The sequence below is a fragment of the Streptomyces sp. NPDC048277 genome (assembly GCF_040652235.1).
In the GTDB taxonomy this organism is placed as follows: Bacteria; Actinomycetota; Actinomycetes; order Streptomycetales; family Streptomycetaceae; genus Streptomyces.
On the sequence record NZ_JBEZLQ010000027.1, the window covers coordinates 805 to 18,696 of the forward strand.

12 protein-coding genes and 5 pseudogenes are annotated in these 17,892 nt (G+C 68.2%); 6 read left to right on the forward strand and 11 right to left on the reverse strand.

The window, feature by feature from the left end; all coding sequences use genetic code 11:
* Together AB0D85_RS40765 and AB0D85_RS40770 are read right to left on the reverse strand one after the other, a co-directional pair.
* Window positions 1-652 (reverse strand): hypothetical protein (locus AB0D85_RS40765; RefSeq protein WP_362332329.1); only part of this gene is annotated, 652 nt, incomplete at its 3' end.
* 1,025 nt (window positions 653-1,677) lie between these two features.
* On the reverse strand, window positions 1,678-1,878 hold the full coding sequence (locus tag AB0D85_RS40770; RefSeq protein ID WP_362332332.1) for a hypothetical protein: 201 nt from the start codon (window positions 1,876-1,878) through the stop codon (window positions 1,678-1,680).
* Window positions 1,879-2,045: 167 nt separating this feature from the next.
* On the opposite strand from AB0D85_RS40770, the gene AB0D85_RS40775 reads away from it, so the two are divergent.
* The 5 genes and pseudogenes from AB0D85_RS40775 to AB0D85_RS40795 all read left to right on the forward strand — a co-directional run.
* Window positions 2,046-2,510, forward strand: coding sequence for a hypothetical protein (locus tag AB0D85_RS40775; protein ID WP_362332335.1), 465 nt, complete (start codon window positions 2,046-2,048; stop codon window positions 2,508-2,510).
* A 283-nt stretch (window positions 2,511-2,793) separates the two neighbouring features.
* Window positions 2,794-3,339: a putative immunity protein gene (locus AB0D85_RS40780; protein ID WP_362332338.1), complete on the forward strand. Its 546-nt coding sequence runs from the start codon at window positions 2,794-2,796 to the stop codon at window positions 3,337-3,339.
* 293 nt (window positions 3,340-3,632) lie between these two features.
* Complete coding sequence (locus AB0D85_RS40785; RefSeq protein ID WP_362332341.1) at window positions 3,633-4,097, forward strand: DUF6283 family protein; 465 nt, start codon at window positions 3,633-3,635, stop codon at window positions 4,095-4,097.
* A 90-nt stretch (window positions 4,098-4,187) separates the two neighbouring features.
* Entirely contained in the window at window positions 4,188-5,843 is a 1,656-nt protein-coding gene (locus AB0D85_RS40790) for an ISL3 family transposase (protein ID WP_362332344.1), read from the forward strand.
* A gap of 48 nt (window positions 5,844-5,891) precedes the next feature.
* Window positions 5,892-5,984 (forward strand): annotated as a pseudogene (locus AB0D85_RS40795) (IS5/IS1182 family transposase); the annotation flags it as partial.
* 18 nt (window positions 5,985-6,002) lie between these two features.
* On the opposite strand, the pseudogene AB0D85_RS40800 reads toward AB0D85_RS40795, so the two are convergent.
* The 9 genes and pseudogenes from AB0D85_RS40800 to AB0D85_RS40840 form a co-directional block, all read right to left on the reverse strand.
* Window positions 6,003-6,832: pseudogene (locus AB0D85_RS40800) on the reverse strand (transposase); the annotation flags it as partial.
* A gap of 204 nt (window positions 6,833-7,036) precedes the next feature.
* Window positions 7,037-7,468, reverse strand: coding sequence for a hypothetical protein (locus tag AB0D85_RS40805; RefSeq protein WP_362332347.1), 432 nt, complete (start codon window positions 7,466-7,468; stop codon window positions 7,037-7,039).
* A 334-nt stretch (window positions 7,469-7,802) separates the two neighbouring features.
* Window positions 7,803-7,910, reverse strand: a pseudogene (locus AB0D85_RS40810) (IS5/IS1182 family transposase); the annotation flags it as partial.
* Between the two features lie 66 nt (window positions 7,911-7,976).
* Window positions 7,977-8,798 (reverse strand): HAD family acid phosphatase, encoded by an 822-nt coding sequence (locus AB0D85_RS40815; RefSeq protein ID WP_362332350.1) that lies wholly within the window; start codon window positions 8,796-8,798, stop codon window positions 7,977-7,979.
* Window positions 8,799-9,025: 227 nt separating this feature from the next.
* Complete coding sequence (locus tag AB0D85_RS40820; protein WP_362332699.1) at window positions 9,026-11,431, reverse strand: endonuclease/exonuclease/phosphatase family protein; 2,406 nt, start codon at window positions 11,429-11,431, stop codon at window positions 9,026-9,028.
* 529 nt (window positions 11,432-11,960) lie between these two features.
* A pseudogene (locus tag AB0D85_RS40825) lies at window positions 11,961-12,686 on the reverse strand (IS256 family transposase); the annotation flags it as partial.
* A 23-nt stretch (window positions 12,687-12,709) separates the two neighbouring features.
* On the reverse strand, window positions 12,710-13,540 hold the full coding sequence (locus tag AB0D85_RS40830; RefSeq protein ID WP_362332352.1) for a transposase: 831 nt from the start codon (window positions 13,538-13,540) through the stop codon (window positions 12,710-12,712).
* Window positions 13,482-14,270 carry a transposase family protein gene (locus AB0D85_RS40835; RefSeq protein WP_362332354.1) on the reverse strand — a complete coding sequence of 263 codons (789 nt, stop codon included), beginning with the start codon at window positions 14,268-14,270 and terminating at the stop codon, window positions 13,482-13,484. Before AB0D85_RS40835 ends, AB0D85_RS40830 begins: the two co-directional genes overlap by 59 nt.
* A 181-nt stretch (window positions 14,271-14,451) precedes the next feature.
* Window positions 14,452-15,002, reverse strand: a pseudogene (locus AB0D85_RS40840) (IS5 family transposase); the annotation flags it as partial.
* Between the two features lie 999 nt (window positions 15,003-16,001).
* On the opposite strand from AB0D85_RS40840, the gene AB0D85_RS40845 reads away from it, so the two are divergent.
* Window positions 16,002-17,891: an amidohydrolase gene (locus tag AB0D85_RS40845; protein ID WP_362332357.1), complete on the forward strand. Its 1,890-nt coding sequence runs from the start codon at window positions 16,002-16,004 to the stop codon at window positions 17,889-17,891.
* The last annotated feature ends 1 nt before the right edge of the window (window position 17,892 follow it).

The window sequence follows — 17,892 nt, forward strand, 5'->3', positions numbered from 1 at the left end:
CCCAGGGGCCGGGGGCTGCGGCGGTTCGGGCGCGGAGCATGCCGTACTGGTCGCCGGTGTAGTCGATCTGAGCCGTCACGTACTCGCCGTTGGCCAGCGCGCGGATGGCGTAGCCGTTACCGGTCGGCTCGAAGGTGAACTGTTCCCAGGGGCCGGGGGCTGCGGCGGTTCGGGCGCGGAGCATGCCGTACTGGTCGCCGGTGTAGTCGATCTGAGCCGTCACGTACTCGCCGTTGGCCACGGAGCGGATGGCATAGGTGTTGGTGGTGTCGTTGCGGCAGAGGTTGAACTGTTCCCAGGGGCCGACGGCGGTGGCGTGTCCGGCGCGGAGCATGCCGTACTGGTCGCCGGTGTAGTCGATCTGAGCCGTCACGTAGTCGCCGTTGGCCACGGAGCGGATGGGCGTGTTGGCCGTGTCGCAGACGAACCCATTGTTGTCGTCTGCGGCCTCGGCGCTACGGGTCAGCGGGGTGCCGTGGGACTGTAATTCGGCTATTGCCTGGCTCAGGGTGTGCACGGGTGAGCCGGTGGTGCGGGTGACGGTGTCCGCGAAGGCCGGGGCTGACGGCAGGACGGCGATTGCGGACACTGCCGACGCCGCGACGGCCAGGACGACCATGGCGCGTCGCCCTGTCTTGATGCTGGAACGCATGGGCTCTCTTCCTTTCCGGAAACGTTGTCCTTGGAGAGCTGATAGGTCATGCACACGCCAAGCTTGCGCGAGCGAACTCCCAGCCGGACACGCCAGTGGATCGACGTGAGCGCCAGGACTTCGATGAGGAGAGGCGACTGCTTGACCCTGTACAGCACACCATCGGGACGGGCGCGGGTGCCAGGAAGAAGTAGCGGACGGACTACCGGAAGATCTGCCGGAACAAACCAGGGACACGGGGGGAGCGCCGCACTCCTGGCCGCGCGTGGCCGGTTGGCTCAGCGCTTCGCGTGGATGCCGTCCATGGCCCGGCGGCCTGGGTGCCCGTCGGGCCGTCGCCCGTGGAATGCCCTTTGGCCACGTCGGGCCTCGTTGATCACGCCGCCCGGCCGCTTGTTCTCGTCGATCACCAGCGTCCGGCGGGTCTGGCGCTGCCGCGTCTTGTGTGGCACGACGCGGCGTCGAAGCGGCTCCAGCTCACTGAGGGTTTTCAGCGTGGCCCCCGGACGGGTGACGGCGGGACCGTAGGCAACGGACAGGGCTCCCGTGCCGTTGAGAGAGGTGTCTAAGGCGTGTCCGGCGGATCATGCAACTTCGCGGACTTTTAACTCCGTTGACGTGCCCGTGGGGCGGGGAGATCTCACGAACGGCGAACGGCTCGCTCAACATTGCGAACAGGCCAGGAGCGAGTTGGCGTGGCTTGACCGGTCCGGGGCTGCTGAAGCCGTTAGGGTCCCGGGTCGTGACGGAGAAGACGGAACGGGGCTGTTTTTGCGGGTGCGGCGAGAATGTGGAGATGGGCAGGTGGTTCGTGTCCGACGACGGCTCGGACCGCGATGTCACCGACTGGGTCGACCGGGAGTCTCCTCGTCCGGCCACATGTCCGTGACCCACGAGGCCGACAACGGGCGGGACCTACCCGCCCAGGTCTGAGCCCGCGCCTGCGGCCGCGGTTCGAAGCCGTGCCCCTTCAGCATCGCCGCCAGACGGCCGGCCACAAGGCAGCGACGGGGCATCGGGCAGGGTTACGGGAGGCTGTCGTCGATCAGCTCGTCGACGCGGTCGATCAGGATGGTGCGAAGCGCCCGGTAGCAGGGCCGGGCGCTCTTGCCTGTGACGAAGAGGCCGCGGACTTGGTCCTCGTGGCGTTCGTCGTCTTCGGTGTCGGTGCACGGCCTGATGCTGGGTGCCAGGTTCCATTCACTGCCGGTGAGGCGTGTCCACATGAACTTCGAAGCGCCGTCGTGCAGGAGGCCGCCGGGGCGCAGGTCGAATCCTCCGGGTGGGGATGGGGAGAGTATGCGGGTGAGCTGTGCCCAGGTGCTTGAGCTGAGGGTCCAGTCGGAGAAGCGAAGGCGCCTGGACCGGTAGTCGATGTGCTGCCGGACTTGGGATGACCCCGGACGCGGCCATCAGCGCGTTCAGCTACCTCCGCGCCGTCCAGGCCGACGACGCCGAAGCCGCCCGCGAGTTCGCCAGCGGCGAGCCGCGGATGCCCGAGCTGCTCGTCGACGTCGTCGAACGGATCGTCGTCCCCGTCACCACGCTGCCCGGCTCGGAGGCGGGCGAGCCGTGCGCGGACACCTTCGCCCTGGAGGCCCTCGGACGCGTCTTCGTGACCTCGCTGCGGACCTGGGCGCAGGCCGGGCCGGACACGGCGGAAGGCATCGCCCGCTCCGTCGTCGACTTCGCCTTGCAGTTCCTCACCGAGGACCACGAGGACGTCGCCGACACTCTGCGCCAGCTGGAGGCCGTCGGTGTGGGCCAGGCCCTCGATGCACACCCTGCACCGGCAGGCGCGCGCGCCACCGCATCGCCCATCGCGGTGCGTTCCATCGGCATCGCCGCACCGCACTGAGCCTCCGCCAACTTGAAGTTGCCGGTCAAAGTGCTGGTGTGACCGGTTCTTGGGGTACTCGCGCAGATCGTGGTCGGCTGTCTGAGGAGTAGATCGTCCGTCAGCGGTCGATGGCGGTTCTCTGCTCGCTGTGGCCGGGCAGCCTTCTGCGATCGGTGCCTGTTGGGTGCCGATCTGGTTCAGCGGTTCGGCGATCCGGTCGGTTTGGGAGCCAGTCGGCATGGGCGGCCCGGAGCCGCCCCTACCGACTGGCGGTCCAGCGCAATCGTGGATGATGGAACCCATGACAGGGGGCGCGGGCGAGATCGTTCTGAGCAAGCAGGACCTTCGTGAGATCGCCGCGTTCGCAGCGGCATGCGCGGAGACGGCGCTTGAGATATTCGAGGCCGATCAGCCGGACGACTCGCGGCCTCGAGACGCTATCCGTGCCGCGTGGGAGTTCGCACGAGGCGGTGAACGCGGGAAATCTCTGCGCGACACAGCATCAGCGGCCCTCAGAGCGGCCAAGGACGCAGACACTGCGGCTGCCCGAGAGGCAGCGTGGGCGGCGATGTCTGCCGCAGGCGCCGCCTACCTGCATCCGCTGGCCAAGGCCACCCAGATCAAGCACATCCTCGGAGCGGGCGCTTACGCGGCCAGGGCGGCCGAACTCGTCGTCGGCGACGATCGGAGCGTTGGTGCCGAACATCTTGAGCAGACGGTGCATCGTGCCACACCAGTCGTCGTTGACGTGCTGAAACGCTTCCCGGCGGCGCCGAGCGGCGGCGGACGCGTTGGTGAGTTGATCCGCATGCTGGACTCTGACCTTCGTTCACTCACCATCGCCTGACTTTCAGCATCCAGACAGAGCGGCCTCGCATTCGTCAGCGGTTGACTTCGACGTTCGTCAGTACGAGCAGAGCGCGCAGGAGCCGGGGGCGCGCGCGGGGTCGGTGCGGAGTTTGGTGAGGGTCCGCCAGACACCTCACGTTGCCAACGCGTCAAGCAGCAGCCGCGATTTCGATGGGGAACGCGGTGCGTTCGTCGAACAACTCGTGCTTCTGCAGGCAGTGCTAGAGCTGGCCGAGCATTCGGTTGAACAGGTGGCATTATCGGTCTGAACTGGGTCCTGGCGCGCATTCCGTGAAGGCGATCATCTGCGATCTCTGCGTCACGCGCACCGCCGTCCTGCGACACTTGGAGATCAAGGTGAGCAGGTCGTGGAAGGAAGCATCTGTGCAGGAGACCGGTCGAGGGGACGCCGGCGGGGAAGCTCCTGCCGCTTCGGTGTACCGCCTTCAGCCGGGCGTCGAGCATGAGTACCGTGAGCGGCCCTGCGCCCGCTGCCCGTGGCGTGTGGATGCCGATCTGACGGCGTTCTCCGAGCAGGACATGGACATGCTGCGGCGAGCCAACGGCGGGCCAGGCGCGGAGGCGTCGCTCGATGCCCCTCTCGTAGGTTGCCACCTCGATCAGCCGGACACGGCCCATCCGTTCCGCTGGTGCGCCGGCTGGCTCGCCGTGGCGGGCGCGCACCACCTGGCCATCCGCCTGGCCATCGCGTTCGAGGCATTGCCCGGCGAGGCTGTATCGCCGCGTGCCAACTGACCACGCCTGTACGCCAGTTTGGATGCGCTCCTCGCAGCGCGCGCCGCACAGCTTCAACGGGATGCTTCCGTGCGCCGGTGACGCAACGTCATGCTGCGGGCATTCTGCCTGTCGTGTGAGGACCTGGTCGGGACGTTGCTCCCGCATCTTCAGGAAGTGCTCGTGCAGCAATTGGTGCTGAAAGAGGCCGTGTTGCACGTCGTCGCGCGAACGCGCGACGAGCGGAAGGCCGGCTGCCCGGGATGCGGGACGCCGTCACGGCGAGTACACAGCCGGTACGAGCGCCGGCTTGCTGACATCCCGGTGGGCGGCCGCCGGAGCGTGATCGAACTGTCGGTTCGGCGGCTGTTCTGCGACAACTCAGCCTGCACCAGAGCGACGTTCGCCGAGCAGGTCGAGGGGCTCACCTTCTTCTACGGCCGCCGGACGCCGCTACTGCGGGGCCTGCTGGAGGCGGTCGGGGTGGCGCTCGCGGGACGGGCCGGCGGCAGACTCGCGGCCCTGTTGTCGGTCCCGGTCGACCGGTCGGTGCTGCTGCGGCTGGTGATGGCGCTGCCCGACCCGCCGACGGCTACGCCGAGGGTTCTAGGCGTGGACGACTTCGCAATCCGGAAAGGGCACGTCTATGGAACGCTCCTGGTCGACGCCGAGACGCACGCACCGATCGGCATGCTCCAAGGCCGCGAAGCCGGGCCCCTGGCCCGCTGGCTGACCGCGCACCCCGGCGTCGAGATCATCTGCCGGGACCGGTCCGGGTCTTACAGCGACGCAGCCCGCACCGCCGCTCCGGACGCGATCCAGGTCGCAGACAAGTGGCATATCTGGAACAACCTCGGCAAGGCCGCCGAGCGGTGCGTGACCGTCCACCGCCGCTGCCTGCCGCCCTGGGCACCGGAGGTGGGGCCGCAGCAGGCCGACGTCAACGAGGAGGAAGAGACGTTTCCCGCTTCGCACCGGCGCACCGCGGAACTCGCCCGCATCCGCTGGCACCAGGTCCACGACCTGCTCGATGCGGGGATGGGCATCAGGGCGATCGCGCACTGGCTGGGCTGGGGGCGACACACCGTGCAGTGGTATGCCCGCGCCGCCCGCTGGCAAGACCAGGTCACCCTCCGACCACGCCGCTCCAGCATCCTCGACCCGCACGCCGACTACCTGCGGCAACGGTGGCAGACCGGCAACGTAATGATCAAAGACCTCCAGTGCGAGCTCCACGAGCAGGGAATCGGCATCAGCTACACCACCCTGCGCGACTGGATCACCCGCACTCTCCCGCCCCGCCAGGCACCTGCCGAGCCTCCGCCGCGACCACCGACCGCCCGTCAGGTGACCGGCTGGCTCACCCGCCATCCGGACACGCTGAGCGAGGAGGAGACCGCCCAGCTCAAGCTCACGCTTGCCGCCTGTCCCGAACTGGCCACCGCACACGAACGCATCCGCGCCCTGGGCCAGATGCTCCAGAAACGCCAGGCCGCCGAGCTGCCGACCTGGATCGAGGAAGTCAGCACCAGCGAGCTGCCCGGCCTTGCCGGCTTCGCCAAGGGACTGGCCAGTGACCTGGACGCGGTCACCGCCGGTTTCACCACCGACTGGAGCTCCGGCGTCGTCGAAGGCCGCGTCAGCGATCTCAAGATGCTGAAGCGACAGATGTTCAACCGCGCCGGACTCCCGCTGCTCAGAAAACGCGTCCTGCTCGTCGCTGCCTCCCGCCGCTCACACCCCGTGCCATACACGCGAGCAGCATGATCGCCTTCACGGAATGCGCGCCAGGACCCGCTGAACGACGTCAGAGCCATCCTGTTCGTGCTGCGGACCGGTGTCGCCTGGCGGGACGTTTCGGCGGAGACCGTGGGCTGCCCCGGAGTGACGGCGTGGCGCCGGCAGCGTGCCAGTCTCCGTGCTCGCGCCGGCGTTGATGAGGCGGTTGTTCTTGACGAAGCGACGGCCGACGAAGCGCTTCTTGCCGGAGGCCCGGGTGATGGGCGCGGATCCGGCGTACGACTTCAGAGCCCGGGCGTCGGTGAACCGTGCCCGGTCGTCGCCCAGCTCGGCGAGCACGCGGGCGCCGAGCATGGGCCCCAGGCCCGGGAAACTGAGCAGGATCTCGCTGTCGGCGTGCTGGTGAAAGGCGGCGGTGGCCGCCTCCGCGAGATCGTCCGCGGCTTGGCAGGCCGCGTCCAGCTGCTTGAGCAGAGCCAGGAGCTGGTGGCCAAAGGCGTCCTCGACCGCGGGAAGCTGGCGGGCGTACTCGGCGCGGAAGATGTCCCGTAGCCGCTCGGCTTCCGCGTCACAGCGGCGCAGGCGACCACTGCGTTTGAGGGCGGCCCGCAGCTGGGCGAGGGGAGCTTCGCGGCCTTGGCCGGTGTGGGGGCCAGAGTGAGGATGACACGGGCGTCAGCCCTGGTCAAACCGCCTTGCTTGCCCTGGAAGGCCAGCAGAGCAGCAGGGTAGTACTCGCGCAGGAGCGAGCGGACCTGGTTGACGACCTGCTGGCGAGCCCAGACGGCGTCCTGCTGGGCCCGGGCCAGGGCAGTGATGGCCTGGGCGAGTTCGGAGTCGGCCGGCAGGGGCCGGTAGGCGTGCATGTCGGTGCGCAGGATGTTCGCCAGGACCAGGGCGTAGCCCGGATCGGACTTCTTGCGGCTGACGCCGTGGCGGTCGCGGTAGCGGGCAGCGGCGAGCGGATTGATCGCGAAGACAAGGCGGCTGCCGGTGCGCAGGCTCGCGACCAGGAGCATTCATGGTCCGGGGCGGACTCGCCGAGATAAGCCGAACGCATGCCCGCCTGGGTGTCCCAGCGGGCCAATGCGGTGGCCGCCAATGCAGCACGCCCGGCCGGGGACAACGCGACCGGGCGTGCTGCATCGGTTTTCGCGTGGCCGGACGCGGCCACGCGTTGCGGCTTCAGGCCGGCTGTCGCGGGTGTCTCAGCCTGTGCCCTACGGCGTGCCGATCTTGATCTCGTTGACGCAGCGCAGGTCCTGGCGGAAGGTTCTGGCTCCCTGTCGGTAGCGGAACCGGCAGGTTGTCAGCTTGCCGTGGACAGGGCCGGTCACCTTGATACGTGCCAGGTAGTAGACGTCCGACCTCTGGTGGGGCTTCACCACAACCGGCTGCCCCGCGTAGTTGTGTGACCGCTCCAGGATGCCTTTCTCGGCGCCGATGAGGGCGACGCCCATCAGCTGACCCTCCGTGTCATGTGCGCTGACGGCTCGGTATCCGAGGATCCGCACACCCTTGGGTGCGGATCTGAGGGTCGCGCCGAGGACGCTGAGCGGTTGTCCGGATGTGTTGGCCGGCGCCGGCAGGGCCACCCAGTACTCGTGGCCCAGCTCGGCAGCATCGTAACTGCCATCGACTTCGGACTGCATACCTCCGTCCAGAGCAGTGCCCTGGGCGTCACCCGGTCCTGAGGGCGCACGGTCGCACGACGCCAGGGAGGCGATCGCCGTCACCACCAGTACAAGGCAGATGACCAGGCGCAGGAGAGTAGCGTTACTTGGAGTACATGACGCCAGCGCGCGGCTGCGAACGAGCCATCTCTCCCCCAGACCCAGTGCTTGCCCGGCTTGCTCCCGGCGGTGATCTTCTGCCTGTGATTGCTGTCGTAGCCGGCCTTGGAGCCCAGCGACAGACCGTACACAGGCACCGAGTTCCCGAACTTTGGAACGAGCCGAGCTCGTCGGGCAGGTCCCGCCAAGGCTAGCGGAGTCGGTACTTCCACGCGGGGGCCTCCAAGGTTCGGCGGCGATCGGCCCATCGCCAACCGCAGACCGGATCGGCCAGCATCAGCGGCTCGATCCGGCCCCACATCGCATCAGTGATCACTAATCGGACGGGCGCATCCGATCAACTGACCACCGATCAAGGAGACACTCTCTAGCCGACGAAGTAGGTCGGGTTCGGGAGCTTGTACGTCTTGTCCGCGTAGCCTCCGTCGAGGTCGGAGTACTGGTCGCCGAAGTTGGCGATGATGTCGTATCCGAGGGACTCGATGTGCTTGCGGGTGCCGGACTTGTACTGCACGGTCGTGCACTTCCAAGAGCCGGAGACGGCGCAGTCCTTCAGGTAGGACGGCGGGTTGGCCGTGTCCTTGAGGAACATGTGGTCGGCGTCGAGGTTGATGTCCACACCGATCTTCTTCAGGTTCTCGACGGCGGCGGAGCGCTGTGCCTCCGTCAGACCCGAGTTGTAGAAGACCTCGACACCCTTGCTCTTGGCGTACTTGACCAGTTCGGGGGTGCCGAAGACGGCCGGACGGTCGGCCTGCGCGACGTACTGCGCCCAGGTCGTGGAGTTGTACGTGTAGTTGGTCCTGCGCTCGTAGTCGAAGCTGAGCAGCAGCGTGTCGTCGATGTCGAAGACGACGGCGGGCTTGGCGTGCTTCTGCTTTGCCGTGTGCACGGTGTTGTCGATGTACTTCTTGGCGTCGGCCTCGATGCGGGCCAGGTCCTTGGCATAGGGGCTGTCCGGGGATGCCTGGTACACACCGTTGGCGTCCGGCTTCGCACCGTAGTACGTGTCGATCTGCTGGACCAGGAGTCCTATGTTCTGGGGCTCCGTCGTGGAGTTCGCGGAGGTCTGTCCAGCGCTGGCCACGCCGGTGCCGTACAGGGCGGCACCCGCGACGGCGACGGCGATACCGGTCGCGGCCACGGCCGCGACGCGCTTCTGCTTGTGCTTGGGGCTGAGCTTGTGCATGACCAGATTTCTACGCGCGTCATCCTGACACCGGCAGACCTTTCACCCCGTCTGCACCCAAACGCGCAATGAACATACGGAATTCTTACTTCCGCTTTAGTCCGACACGAGCCGACGGGCAGGAGAGGCGGAGGGCAAGGACGGGGCGGAACCTGCACGCCGGAATACCGCGTCGGCGTGCACGTGGTCACGTGCACGCCGACGCGGCGATCAGTGAGCGGGTGTGCTCACTTGATGCGGACGACCTGCGGATCGTGGTCGCTCGTCTGGTCGGAGAACTCCGAGTTGATGTGGACGACGTCGTACACCGGCTTCTTGATGGCGGGCGAGACCAGGATGTGGTCCAGCGTCTGCGAGTTGCCGTCGTACACGTAGCTGTACCGCTCCCCCACCGGCAGGGTGTTGATGAGGTCGGTGAGGACACCGCCGGCGGTCAGCGTCTCCAGCGGCTTGGAGAACTGGTAGTCGTTCATGTCTCCGAGGACGACCACCTTGGCCTTCTTGTCCTTGGCCAGGAGGCCGGAGACGAAGGAGTTGACCTCCTGGGCCTGGGCCAGGCGCTGGGTCTCGGAGCCGAGCACCGGCGGCTGGACGGCGCCGTGCTGCGGCTGGTCGCCACCCTTGGAGTTGAAGTGGTTGCCGATCACGAAGACCTGCTCGCCACGGAAGTCGAACTCACCGACGAGGGGCTTGCGGCTGCTCTTCCAGGCGTCGGAGGTGGGATCGATCCTGCCCGGCGAGACCGAGAGCTTCACGCCCTTCTTGCCGTCGCTGACGACCTGCACGGCGGTGGTGGAGTCACCGCCCGGCCGGTCGACGAAGCTGACGCGCTGGGGGTTGAAGAGGAAGACGTTGCGGATGTTGCCGCCGGGCTCGCCACCGTCCTGGTCGTTGACCGGGTCGATGGAACGCCAGTCGTACGCCGGGCCGCCGGCCGCCTTGACGGCGTCGATGAACTGGGCCATCGTCTGGTCGGCCGCGACCGTGCCGTCGTCCTTGGCGCCGTTGTTGTCCTGGATCTCCTCCAGGCTGATGATGTCCGGCGAGGCCAGGTTCTTGACCACGCCCTCGGCCAGTCGGTCGAACTTGCTCTGCGGGTCCGTCGGGTCGAGGTTCTCGACGTTGTACGTGGCGACGGAGAGCTCGTTCGCCTTGCCCTTCTGCGCCACCTCCGGCTCGAGCCCACCGGACTTGACCGTGCCGAGCGTGGTCGCCTGGACATTGTAGCCGCCGTAGGTGGCGTAGTCCAGCGGGCCCGCGGTGGTACCGGTGAGGGTGTCGCCGACGTTGGCCTTGAGCTGGTCGCCGGTGAGTGAGGCGATCAGCAGGCGGCCCGAGTTGGGGTTGTCGTAGCCGGTCATGACCGTGCCGCCGCGCGGCGTCGGGTCCTGCTGGGGCTTGGTGGTGATCCAGGTCTCGTTGTACTGGTTGGACGCGCCGACCACGCGGGTGTCACGGACCTCCACCAGCATGCCCTCGTGGGCCTCCAGCCAGTCCAGCGCGTACTTGCCGGGCTCCAGCTGCTCGGACTCGATGTTGCCGCCCTCGACCTTCGGCGCGTAGGCGTCGGGGATCGTGGCCGCGTCGATCACCTCGGCCGCCGGCAGCTTGTTGCCGGAGGACAGCACGCTCGCCTTCGGAGCGGTCAGCTCGGTGACGGACTGCGTGCCGCTGCTCTTGCCGCCGGGGTAGTACTCGCTGATCTTGCCGGAGACGACCACCGAGTCGCCGACCTTGACCAACGGGGTGGCGGAGCCGGTGAAGACGAAGACGGCCTCGCTGGTGGCCGGGTTGTCGTCGGCGTCGGGGTCCTGGATCCAGTAGCCCTTCGAGCCGGTGCTGCGTACGGCGGTCACCACGCCGGGCACGTTGGTGACGGTCCGGCCGCTCTCCGGGGAGAGCCGGGTCGTGCCCTGGATGTCGTGGATGCGCAGCGGGCCCGGGGTGGTGTCGGTGGGCGTCGGGGTGGGCGTGGGCGACGGGTCGCCGCCGCCGCTCTCGCTCGTGCTGTTGCTGGGGCTCGGAGCGGAACCGGTGAAGTCCGCCGAGTTGTCGTCGGTGTCCGTCAACTTGGCGTCGCGGGAAACGGAGGTGGTGTTTCCGGCGCCGGTGGCGGGGCTGCCCTCGCGGACCACGGCGGTACCGAAACCGAGCACGTCCTTGACGGTGCCGTCGGCCGCGCAGTCGGCGGCGGTCAGGCAGGTGAGCGCGGTGGTCGAGTGGACCAGCGCCACGGTGCCGCTGGTCGCCGCCATGGCGATGGTGCCGGTGGCGTCGGGGGTCGGCAGGGCGGTGTCGCCGCCGGAGCCCTTGGCCTCCTGGATCAGGTACCTGCCACCGGCGGGGACGGCGCCGGAGAGCGCGGTGACCTGCCACTTGGAGGTGGAGGTGGGCGAGCCGCTGAGGTACTGCACCGACCAGCCGCCGAGGTCGAACGACGCGTTCCCGGCGTTGCCCAGTTCGATGAAGTCGTGGGTGAGGGACGCACCGGAGTTGCCGCCCCCGCCGTAGACCTCGGAGATCACGGCGTCGGAGGACGGGGCCGCCTCGGCGGTGAGGGGGAGGGCGATGAGCGAACCGGCGAGGCCGACGGGAAGCGCGACGAGGACGGCCTTGGCACTTCTGCCACGCAGGGCCGGGGGTATGCGTGAAGACACGTGGAGCTCTCTCTTACAGAACTGTGGTAATGGGCTGGCTGACGTGCGGAAGGAGTAGGACAACCCGGAAGTCGCCGGAAAGATACGCGCGTAGACACAGCAAGATCAAGGGTTCAAACCTTCCATCTGCCAGCCATTTCCCAACCGTTCGCCAGAAACCACCCCGCTGTACGACCTCCCCCGCCGACAGCACGGGGACAGGCCGCGCCACGTCCTGGCACGCCAACGGCCGTACGACAAACGGCCGTCAGGCCTCCGCCCGTCGCGCCGACAGACCGGCGTACGAACGCGGACGACGGGACGACACACGAGCCCAACGTTCACCTACAGGTCCTGACAGAAGTCGTTGATCACGCGACTTTCGGCCTGGTTGCCCTCTGGCCTGGTTGCGGGGAAGAGGAACTCTCGACCGTGGATCATCTTGGACGAACTGTGGCGAGAGCATCCCGGCACCATGGCCTGGCCCGGGACTGTCAAACGAGTGGTGTACTTGGGGCAGTTGAGGTTATTGGCGGGCCGCTGACAGGCGGCCGTCGAAGGTGATGTCGAAAGCGTTCAGCGCTGTTTTCCAGCGCATGGTCCAGCGGGCCTGTCCCTTGCCGGTGGGGTCGAGGGACATGATCGCCATGTAGACGCACTTCAGCGCGGCCTGCTCGTTCGGGAAGTGACCGCGAGCCTTGACCGCCCGGCGGATCCGCGCGTCCACCGACTCAATCCCGTTCGTCGTGCAGACGATGCGGCGGATCTCGGTGTCGAATTGCAGGAACGGGGTGAAGTCCTCCCAGGCGTTCTCCCATAGCTTCACGATCGCCGGATACTTCCGGCCCCAGGCCTCGGCGAACTCGGCGAACCGGTCCAGGGCGGCCTCTTCGGTGGGGGCGGTGTAGACCGGCTTGAGGAGTTTGGCGATCTTGTCCCAGTCCTGGCGGGCGGCATAGCGGAAGGAGTTCCGTAGCAGATGCACCACGCAGGTCTGCACGATCGTCCGCGGCCATACCGTCTCCACCGCCTCAGGCAGGCCCTTGAGGCCGTCGCAGACCAGCATGAGAACGTCGCTCACGCCGCGGTTCTTGATCTCAGTGAGGATGTGCAGCCAGTGCTTGGCTCCCTCGCCGCCGTCGTCGGCCCACTGCCCCAGGATCTCCCGCCGGCCATCGGTGGTGACGGCCAACGCCACGTAGATCGGCCGGTTGGCCACCGCACCATCGCGGATCAGGGTTCTGTCGACGATCTTGTGATCCGGATGGTCGAGGCTCACCGTGTGAGCAGGACCCGTTTGCGAAGGAGATCGAGGCTGGCCCTGCCGAACATCTGGCGTTTCAGCATCTTGAGCCGGTTGATGTTGCCCTCGACGGCGCCGGAACTGTGCGGAAGGGACAGCCCGTTGCGGACCGCATCGAAGTCGCGGCGGAGGTTGCGGGCGAAGCTTGCAAGCGGAGCCAGACTGTCCCGTTCAATGTCGGTGATCCACTCTTCGAGGTGGTCGCCGTGGCGGCCGGTCATCATCGCGGCGAACTTCCTGATGTGAAGAGTGAGCCGGTCGAGTTCGGGATCGCGCTCACGCAGCCGGTGCAGCTTGTCGGCGTCCTCGTCCCGCAGGTGCTCGGGGTGGGTCATCATCCAGGAGGCGACCTCGCGGACCGATGGAGGCTTCGGTCCCGGATCGGGTGCGTGTCCGCGCCCGGTCCGGTAGCGCCGCAGATGCCGCTGAACAGCCAACTCGCCACCTGGATAGCCAAGTTGCCTGATCTCACGGTAGAGCTGGGCGGCGTTCCTGACGCCCTCGTTCCAGCGCCGGTGCAAGTAGCCGACGTACGGGTCGACGACATGCGCTCGCTGGAGGCTCTTGGCCACGACATCGTCGACGGAACGGGCGTTGACCAGTTTACGGACCGTGGCCTGGTGCAGCCCGAGCTTCCGGCCGATCACCGCCTTCGACATCCCCTGCTGCCACAGCTCATGGGCCGCAGTGTGCTGCTCACGCAGCCGGATCACGATCTTCAGGTCTTTCGCCGGCTGGACCACCTCAGGCTCCACCTCCACCTGGTCGGAGGTGGAGCCTGAGGTGGGAGACGGTTCGGTCAAGCGGGAACGATGGGCGTTGACCGTCTTCTCGACCGCCTGGCCGAGGTTGGCCCACAGGTGGTAGCGGTCCGCGACCTGCTCGGCCTGCGGCGCCCTCTCCGTAACCGCTGGAACGGTCCCGGCAAATGACCTTCACCTCGGGGTGCTCGCGGAGCCAGGCGGCCAGATCCTCGCCTTCGCGGCCGTCGTAGAGGTGCAGCGGCCGGTGGGTGGCCATGTCGATCAATACCGTGCCGTAGTGGCGGCCTTTGCGGAAGGCGAAGTCGACGCCGAGGATCTCCACCTTGCCGATGTCCGGCTCGGGCAGGGCCCTGACCAGCCGCAAGAGCGTGTCCTTACCTATGGTGAGGCCGACCGCGGACGCCAGTCGCGCTCCTGCCCGGCCTGCCAGGGCCAGCCCGATCTGCGTCAACACCTCGCGCAGCAGCGGGGTATGCCGGCTGTGCGGGGTGGTCAGTCCTGAGATCTGTTCGGCGAACGTCACCACCGTGCAGGCAGGGTTTTCGCAGCGGAAGCGGCGCACGCATAACTCGATCACGACACCGAGCCTGCCCACGGCGACATCACGCAGCCTGCGTACGTACTGGCCGTGCACTCGAGCCGAGCTCTGACCGCACCGACAGGAGCCAGTCGTCGCCCGCACCCGCGTTCTCAGCACCACCTGGTCCGGTCGTCTCTTAACCTCTTCGATCATCAATGCGGTCAGGTACGGAAACAGCTCCAGGAGCACATCACGAGAGCACGCGATGCATGATCGCGAACAGGCGGAGCAACGTACTCAGCCGTCCGGATCACAAGATCGTCGACAGAACCGCCTTCGTAAGCTCGAAGGCCTCAGCCTCGGATACGTTCTCACTGGTCATCGATGCATCTTCCATGATCGGGAGTTACACCGATCGTTCTACAGACCCCTGAGGCCTGAAGTATCGGCGGAGGGAAGGGTCGTGTTGCGTTTGGTGACCCTCCACCATGGGCTTCAGTCCCTCGCTGTCGTGGACGTTGGCGGCCGAGACGCCGACGAGGAGGGGCAGTCCGTTCGCGTCCGACAAGATGTGCATCTTGGAACCCGGCTTGCCCCGGTCCACGGCGCTCGGACCTGTATGTTCGCCCCCTTTTTTTTAGCGCGGACATGCGCAGTGTCCAGGACGACGCGGGTGACATCGATGAGGCCGGCATCACCCAGGCGATGCAGCACGGCCTGGTGCAGGCGGTCCCAGCTACCGGCTCTGGACCAGATCAGGAACCGGCGGTGAGCAGTCGACTTGGATATGCCGAAACACGGCGGCAGCGCCCGCCAGGCACAGCCACTGACCAGCACGTAGATGATCGCCGCGAACAGCGTCTCATCAGGCGTTTCGTGCATCCCACCGCCCTGCGGCCGAACCCTCGACGGAGGAATCAGCGGCTCCGCGATCTCCCACAGCCGGTCCGGAACAATCCAACTCCACGTACCCCGCCCCATACACAGCCCAACGGCCGCCTCACCACGTAGGACACGGTCTTACTGACGGCCGCCGCCAATGGGGTGGAACGGTTCCTGTTCGTCCCTGGCGACAAGCCCGACGCGGGAGGCCGGACCAGCGAGCTCACCGTCCGCGCCATGACCGAACAGGCGCGGGCAACGGAGGAGGACCCGGCATTCGGTGACTGCGGCCCTTTCCGGGCCGGGGTCATCTCCGGGCTGCCTCTGCTCCCGGGGTGGAAGAACGCCGCCGACTTCGTGTCCGTCAGGTCAGCTACTCGTTGGAGAGTCTGCTGCGCCGGCGTGACAGCGTCTCGCCGAACGTGCCGGTGTATGCGGGGGTGATCGTGCCGGCCGGCGCCGGCATGGCCCGCAACCTGGCAGCAAAGATCCCCGGCATCGACATCCCCGAGCATTTTGCCGCCGACGTTGGACACGGACGCCGCCCCGGCGAGACCCAGGGTGGCGGCGCTTGCGAGTGTGCTGACGAACGCGGCCGCGCGAATGCGCGACGTGAACAGGGGCTTCATCGGTGTTCCGAGTCCTTACGGGTATGCGATGCCACTCGTCGGCTGACGCGACCGGCCGTCCTGATCCGGACCTTTCCGATGACACCTTCCACGAGCAGCGCGAGCCAGGAGCCGGGCAAAGAGCCGGAAGTGAGGAGGGCGGGCAGCATCTCTGCCCGTCCTCGGGCTGGCCGCGGGACTGTGGGGATGCGGCCGTCCGCCCCTGCGGGAGGACGTGGTGCTGCGGTCCCGTCCGTTTCCGTGCTCCCCCTCTGCGGCGCGCGTTTTCACAGGTGACCGGTGTTCCGACGCGGCGCGCGCCGGGGGCCACCCCAGTCGTGGCGGCCGTGGGTGGGTGCGTCCTGCTGGGGTGGGGCCCCGGTGCGAACGCCGCTCGCGCGGTGCTGTCCTGACGTGGCCGGCGATCACGGTTCGCAACCAGGAGCGCTGGAGCCGCCGGCAGCCATCCCGGCATCCCGAGGGAGGGACCATGACGTCCATGCCTGTGGCCGGCATCCGCGCAGGTGCCCCGACGCAGCCCGCGGATCTTGTCCTGCGCAATGCGAAGATCTTCACCGGCGACCGGAAGCGGCCGGCCGCGACCGCGCTCGCCGTGCGGGGCGGTTCGGTGACCTTCGTCGGCGGGGATCGGGAGGCCGCCGCGCTGGCGGGTCCGGGGACTCGGGTGATCGACGCCCTGGGGCACCGCGTCGTGCCGGGCCTGAACGACTCGCACAACCACGTCGTCCGCGGCGGCCTGCATTTCGTCCTCGAACTCCGCTGGGACGGCGTGCGGACCCTGCGGCAGGGGCCGGCGACGGTGCGGGAGCAGGCCGCGCGGACTCCGCCCGGCCAGTGGCTCCGGGTCGCGGGCGGCTGGAGCGCCGAGCCGGTGGCGGAGCACCGGATGCCGGCGCCGGCGGAACTCGACGCCGCCGCCCCCGACACCCCGGTCGTCATCACCCACCTCCATCAGGCCGCGATCCTGAACCGCGCCGCGCTGCACGCCGCCGGGACCAGCCGTGACACCCCCGACCCCGCGGGCGGCCAGATCGTCCGCGGCCATGACGGCGAACCCACCGGAATACTCATCGCCGCGCCGGGCGCCCCGCTGCTGTACTCGACCCTGGCCAAGGCCCCTGTGCCGGACCCTGAGGGCCAGAAGGGCTCCACCAGACAGTTCCTCCTGGAGCGGAACCGGTTCGGGCTGACGTCGCTGATCGACGCCGCCGGCGGATTCCAGGACTTCCCGTCGGGCTACCGCGCCCACACCGACCTCCGTGCCGCCGGCGAACCGACCGTCAGGATCGCCTACCACCTGTTCCCGCAGACCCCCGGCCAGGCAGTCGAGGACCTGCGCCGCCGGACCGGCACGGTGAGACCCGACGACGGCGACGAGTGGCTGCGCCTCAACGGCGCGGGAGAGAACCTGACATGGGCCGCGGCGGACTTCGAGAACTTCGCCCAGCCCCGTCCGGAACTGGGCCCGTACGAAACGGAGTTCGAGAGCGCCGTCCGGCTCCTGACGGAGAGCGGCTGGGGATTCCGGCTGCACGCCACCTACGACGAGACCGTCCGCCGCGACCTCCCCGTCTTCGAGAAGCCGGCCGCCGAAGGGCTCTTCCCCGGCGGGAACCGCCGGCTGTTCGACCACGTCGAGCCGGTGTCCGAGGAGAGCCTGGACCGGATCGCGGCGCTCGGCGGGGCGACCGGCGTCCAGCACCGCCTCGCCTATCAGGGCACCACCTTCCATGACCGCTACGGCTACGCGGCCGCGGCGGTCGCGCCGCCGCTGGGCGCGATGCGCAGCCGTGGCCTGAACGCCGCCGCGGGAACGGACGCCACCCGGGTCTCGACGCACAACCCCTGGGTCGCCCTGCACTGGCTGGTGTCCGGGCACAACGTCGCCGGAGTGCCGCTCAGGTCGCGGCAGAACCGCATGGACCGGGCCGAAGCCCTCGCCTCGTACACCGTCGGCGGTGCCCGGCTCACGGACGAGCAGGACGTCAAGGGCATCCTCGGTCCCGGCTACTACGCGGACTTCGCGGTACTGAGCGACGACTTCTTCGAGATCCCCGAAGAGCGGATCCCCGAGATCGAGGCGCTGCTGACGGCCGTGGGCGGCCGGGTCGTGCAGGCCGCCGGCTTCTTCGAAGGCCTGGCGCCGGCCGCGCCCCCCGTCCAGCCGCACTGGAGTCCGATCGCGCACTTCGGCGGCTACCAGGCCGGCCACGGCCGCGACCGTTGCGGGCTGCGCCAGGCCGAGGGCGTCCGGGACGCCGCCGCCGAGTCCTTCGAACAACTGCGGTGGCGGCAGCGCACCGGCCGGGCCGCCGACGGCCACCGGCCGCTCGACACCTTCGATCCCTGTTTCAGCTGAA

What these genes read in the sequence shown, in the direction of transcription:
- AB0D85_RS40770 (WP_362332332.1), bottom strand. Translation starts at nt 1,878, where the DNA reads ATGTGGACACGCCTCACCGGCAGTGAATGGAACCTGGCACCCAGCATC.
- AB0D85_RS40775 (WP_362332335.1), top strand. Translation starts at nt 2,046, where the DNA reads ATGACCCCGGACGCGGCCATCAGCGCGTTCAGCTACCTCCGCGCCGTC.
- AB0D85_RS40780 (WP_362332338.1), top strand. Translation starts at nt 2,794, where the DNA reads ATGACAGGGGGCGCGGGCGAGATCGTTCTGAGCAAGCAGGACCTTCGT.
- AB0D85_RS40790 (WP_362332344.1), top strand. Translation starts at nt 4,188, where the DNA reads ATGCTGCGGGCATTCTGCCTGTCGTGTGAGGACCTGGTCGGGACGTTG.
- AB0D85_RS40805 (WP_362332347.1), bottom strand. Translation starts at nt 7,468, where the DNA reads ATGCAGTCCGAAGTCGATGGCAGTTACGATGCTGCCGAGCTGGGCCAC.
- AB0D85_RS40815 (WP_362332350.1), bottom strand. Translation starts at nt 8,798, where the DNA reads ATGCACAAGCTCAGCCCCAAGCACAAGCAGAAGCGCGTCGCGGCCGTG.
- AB0D85_RS40845 (WP_362332357.1), top strand. Translation starts at nt 16,002, where the DNA reads ATGACGTCCATGCCTGTGGCCGGCATCCGCGCAGGTGCCCCGACGCAG.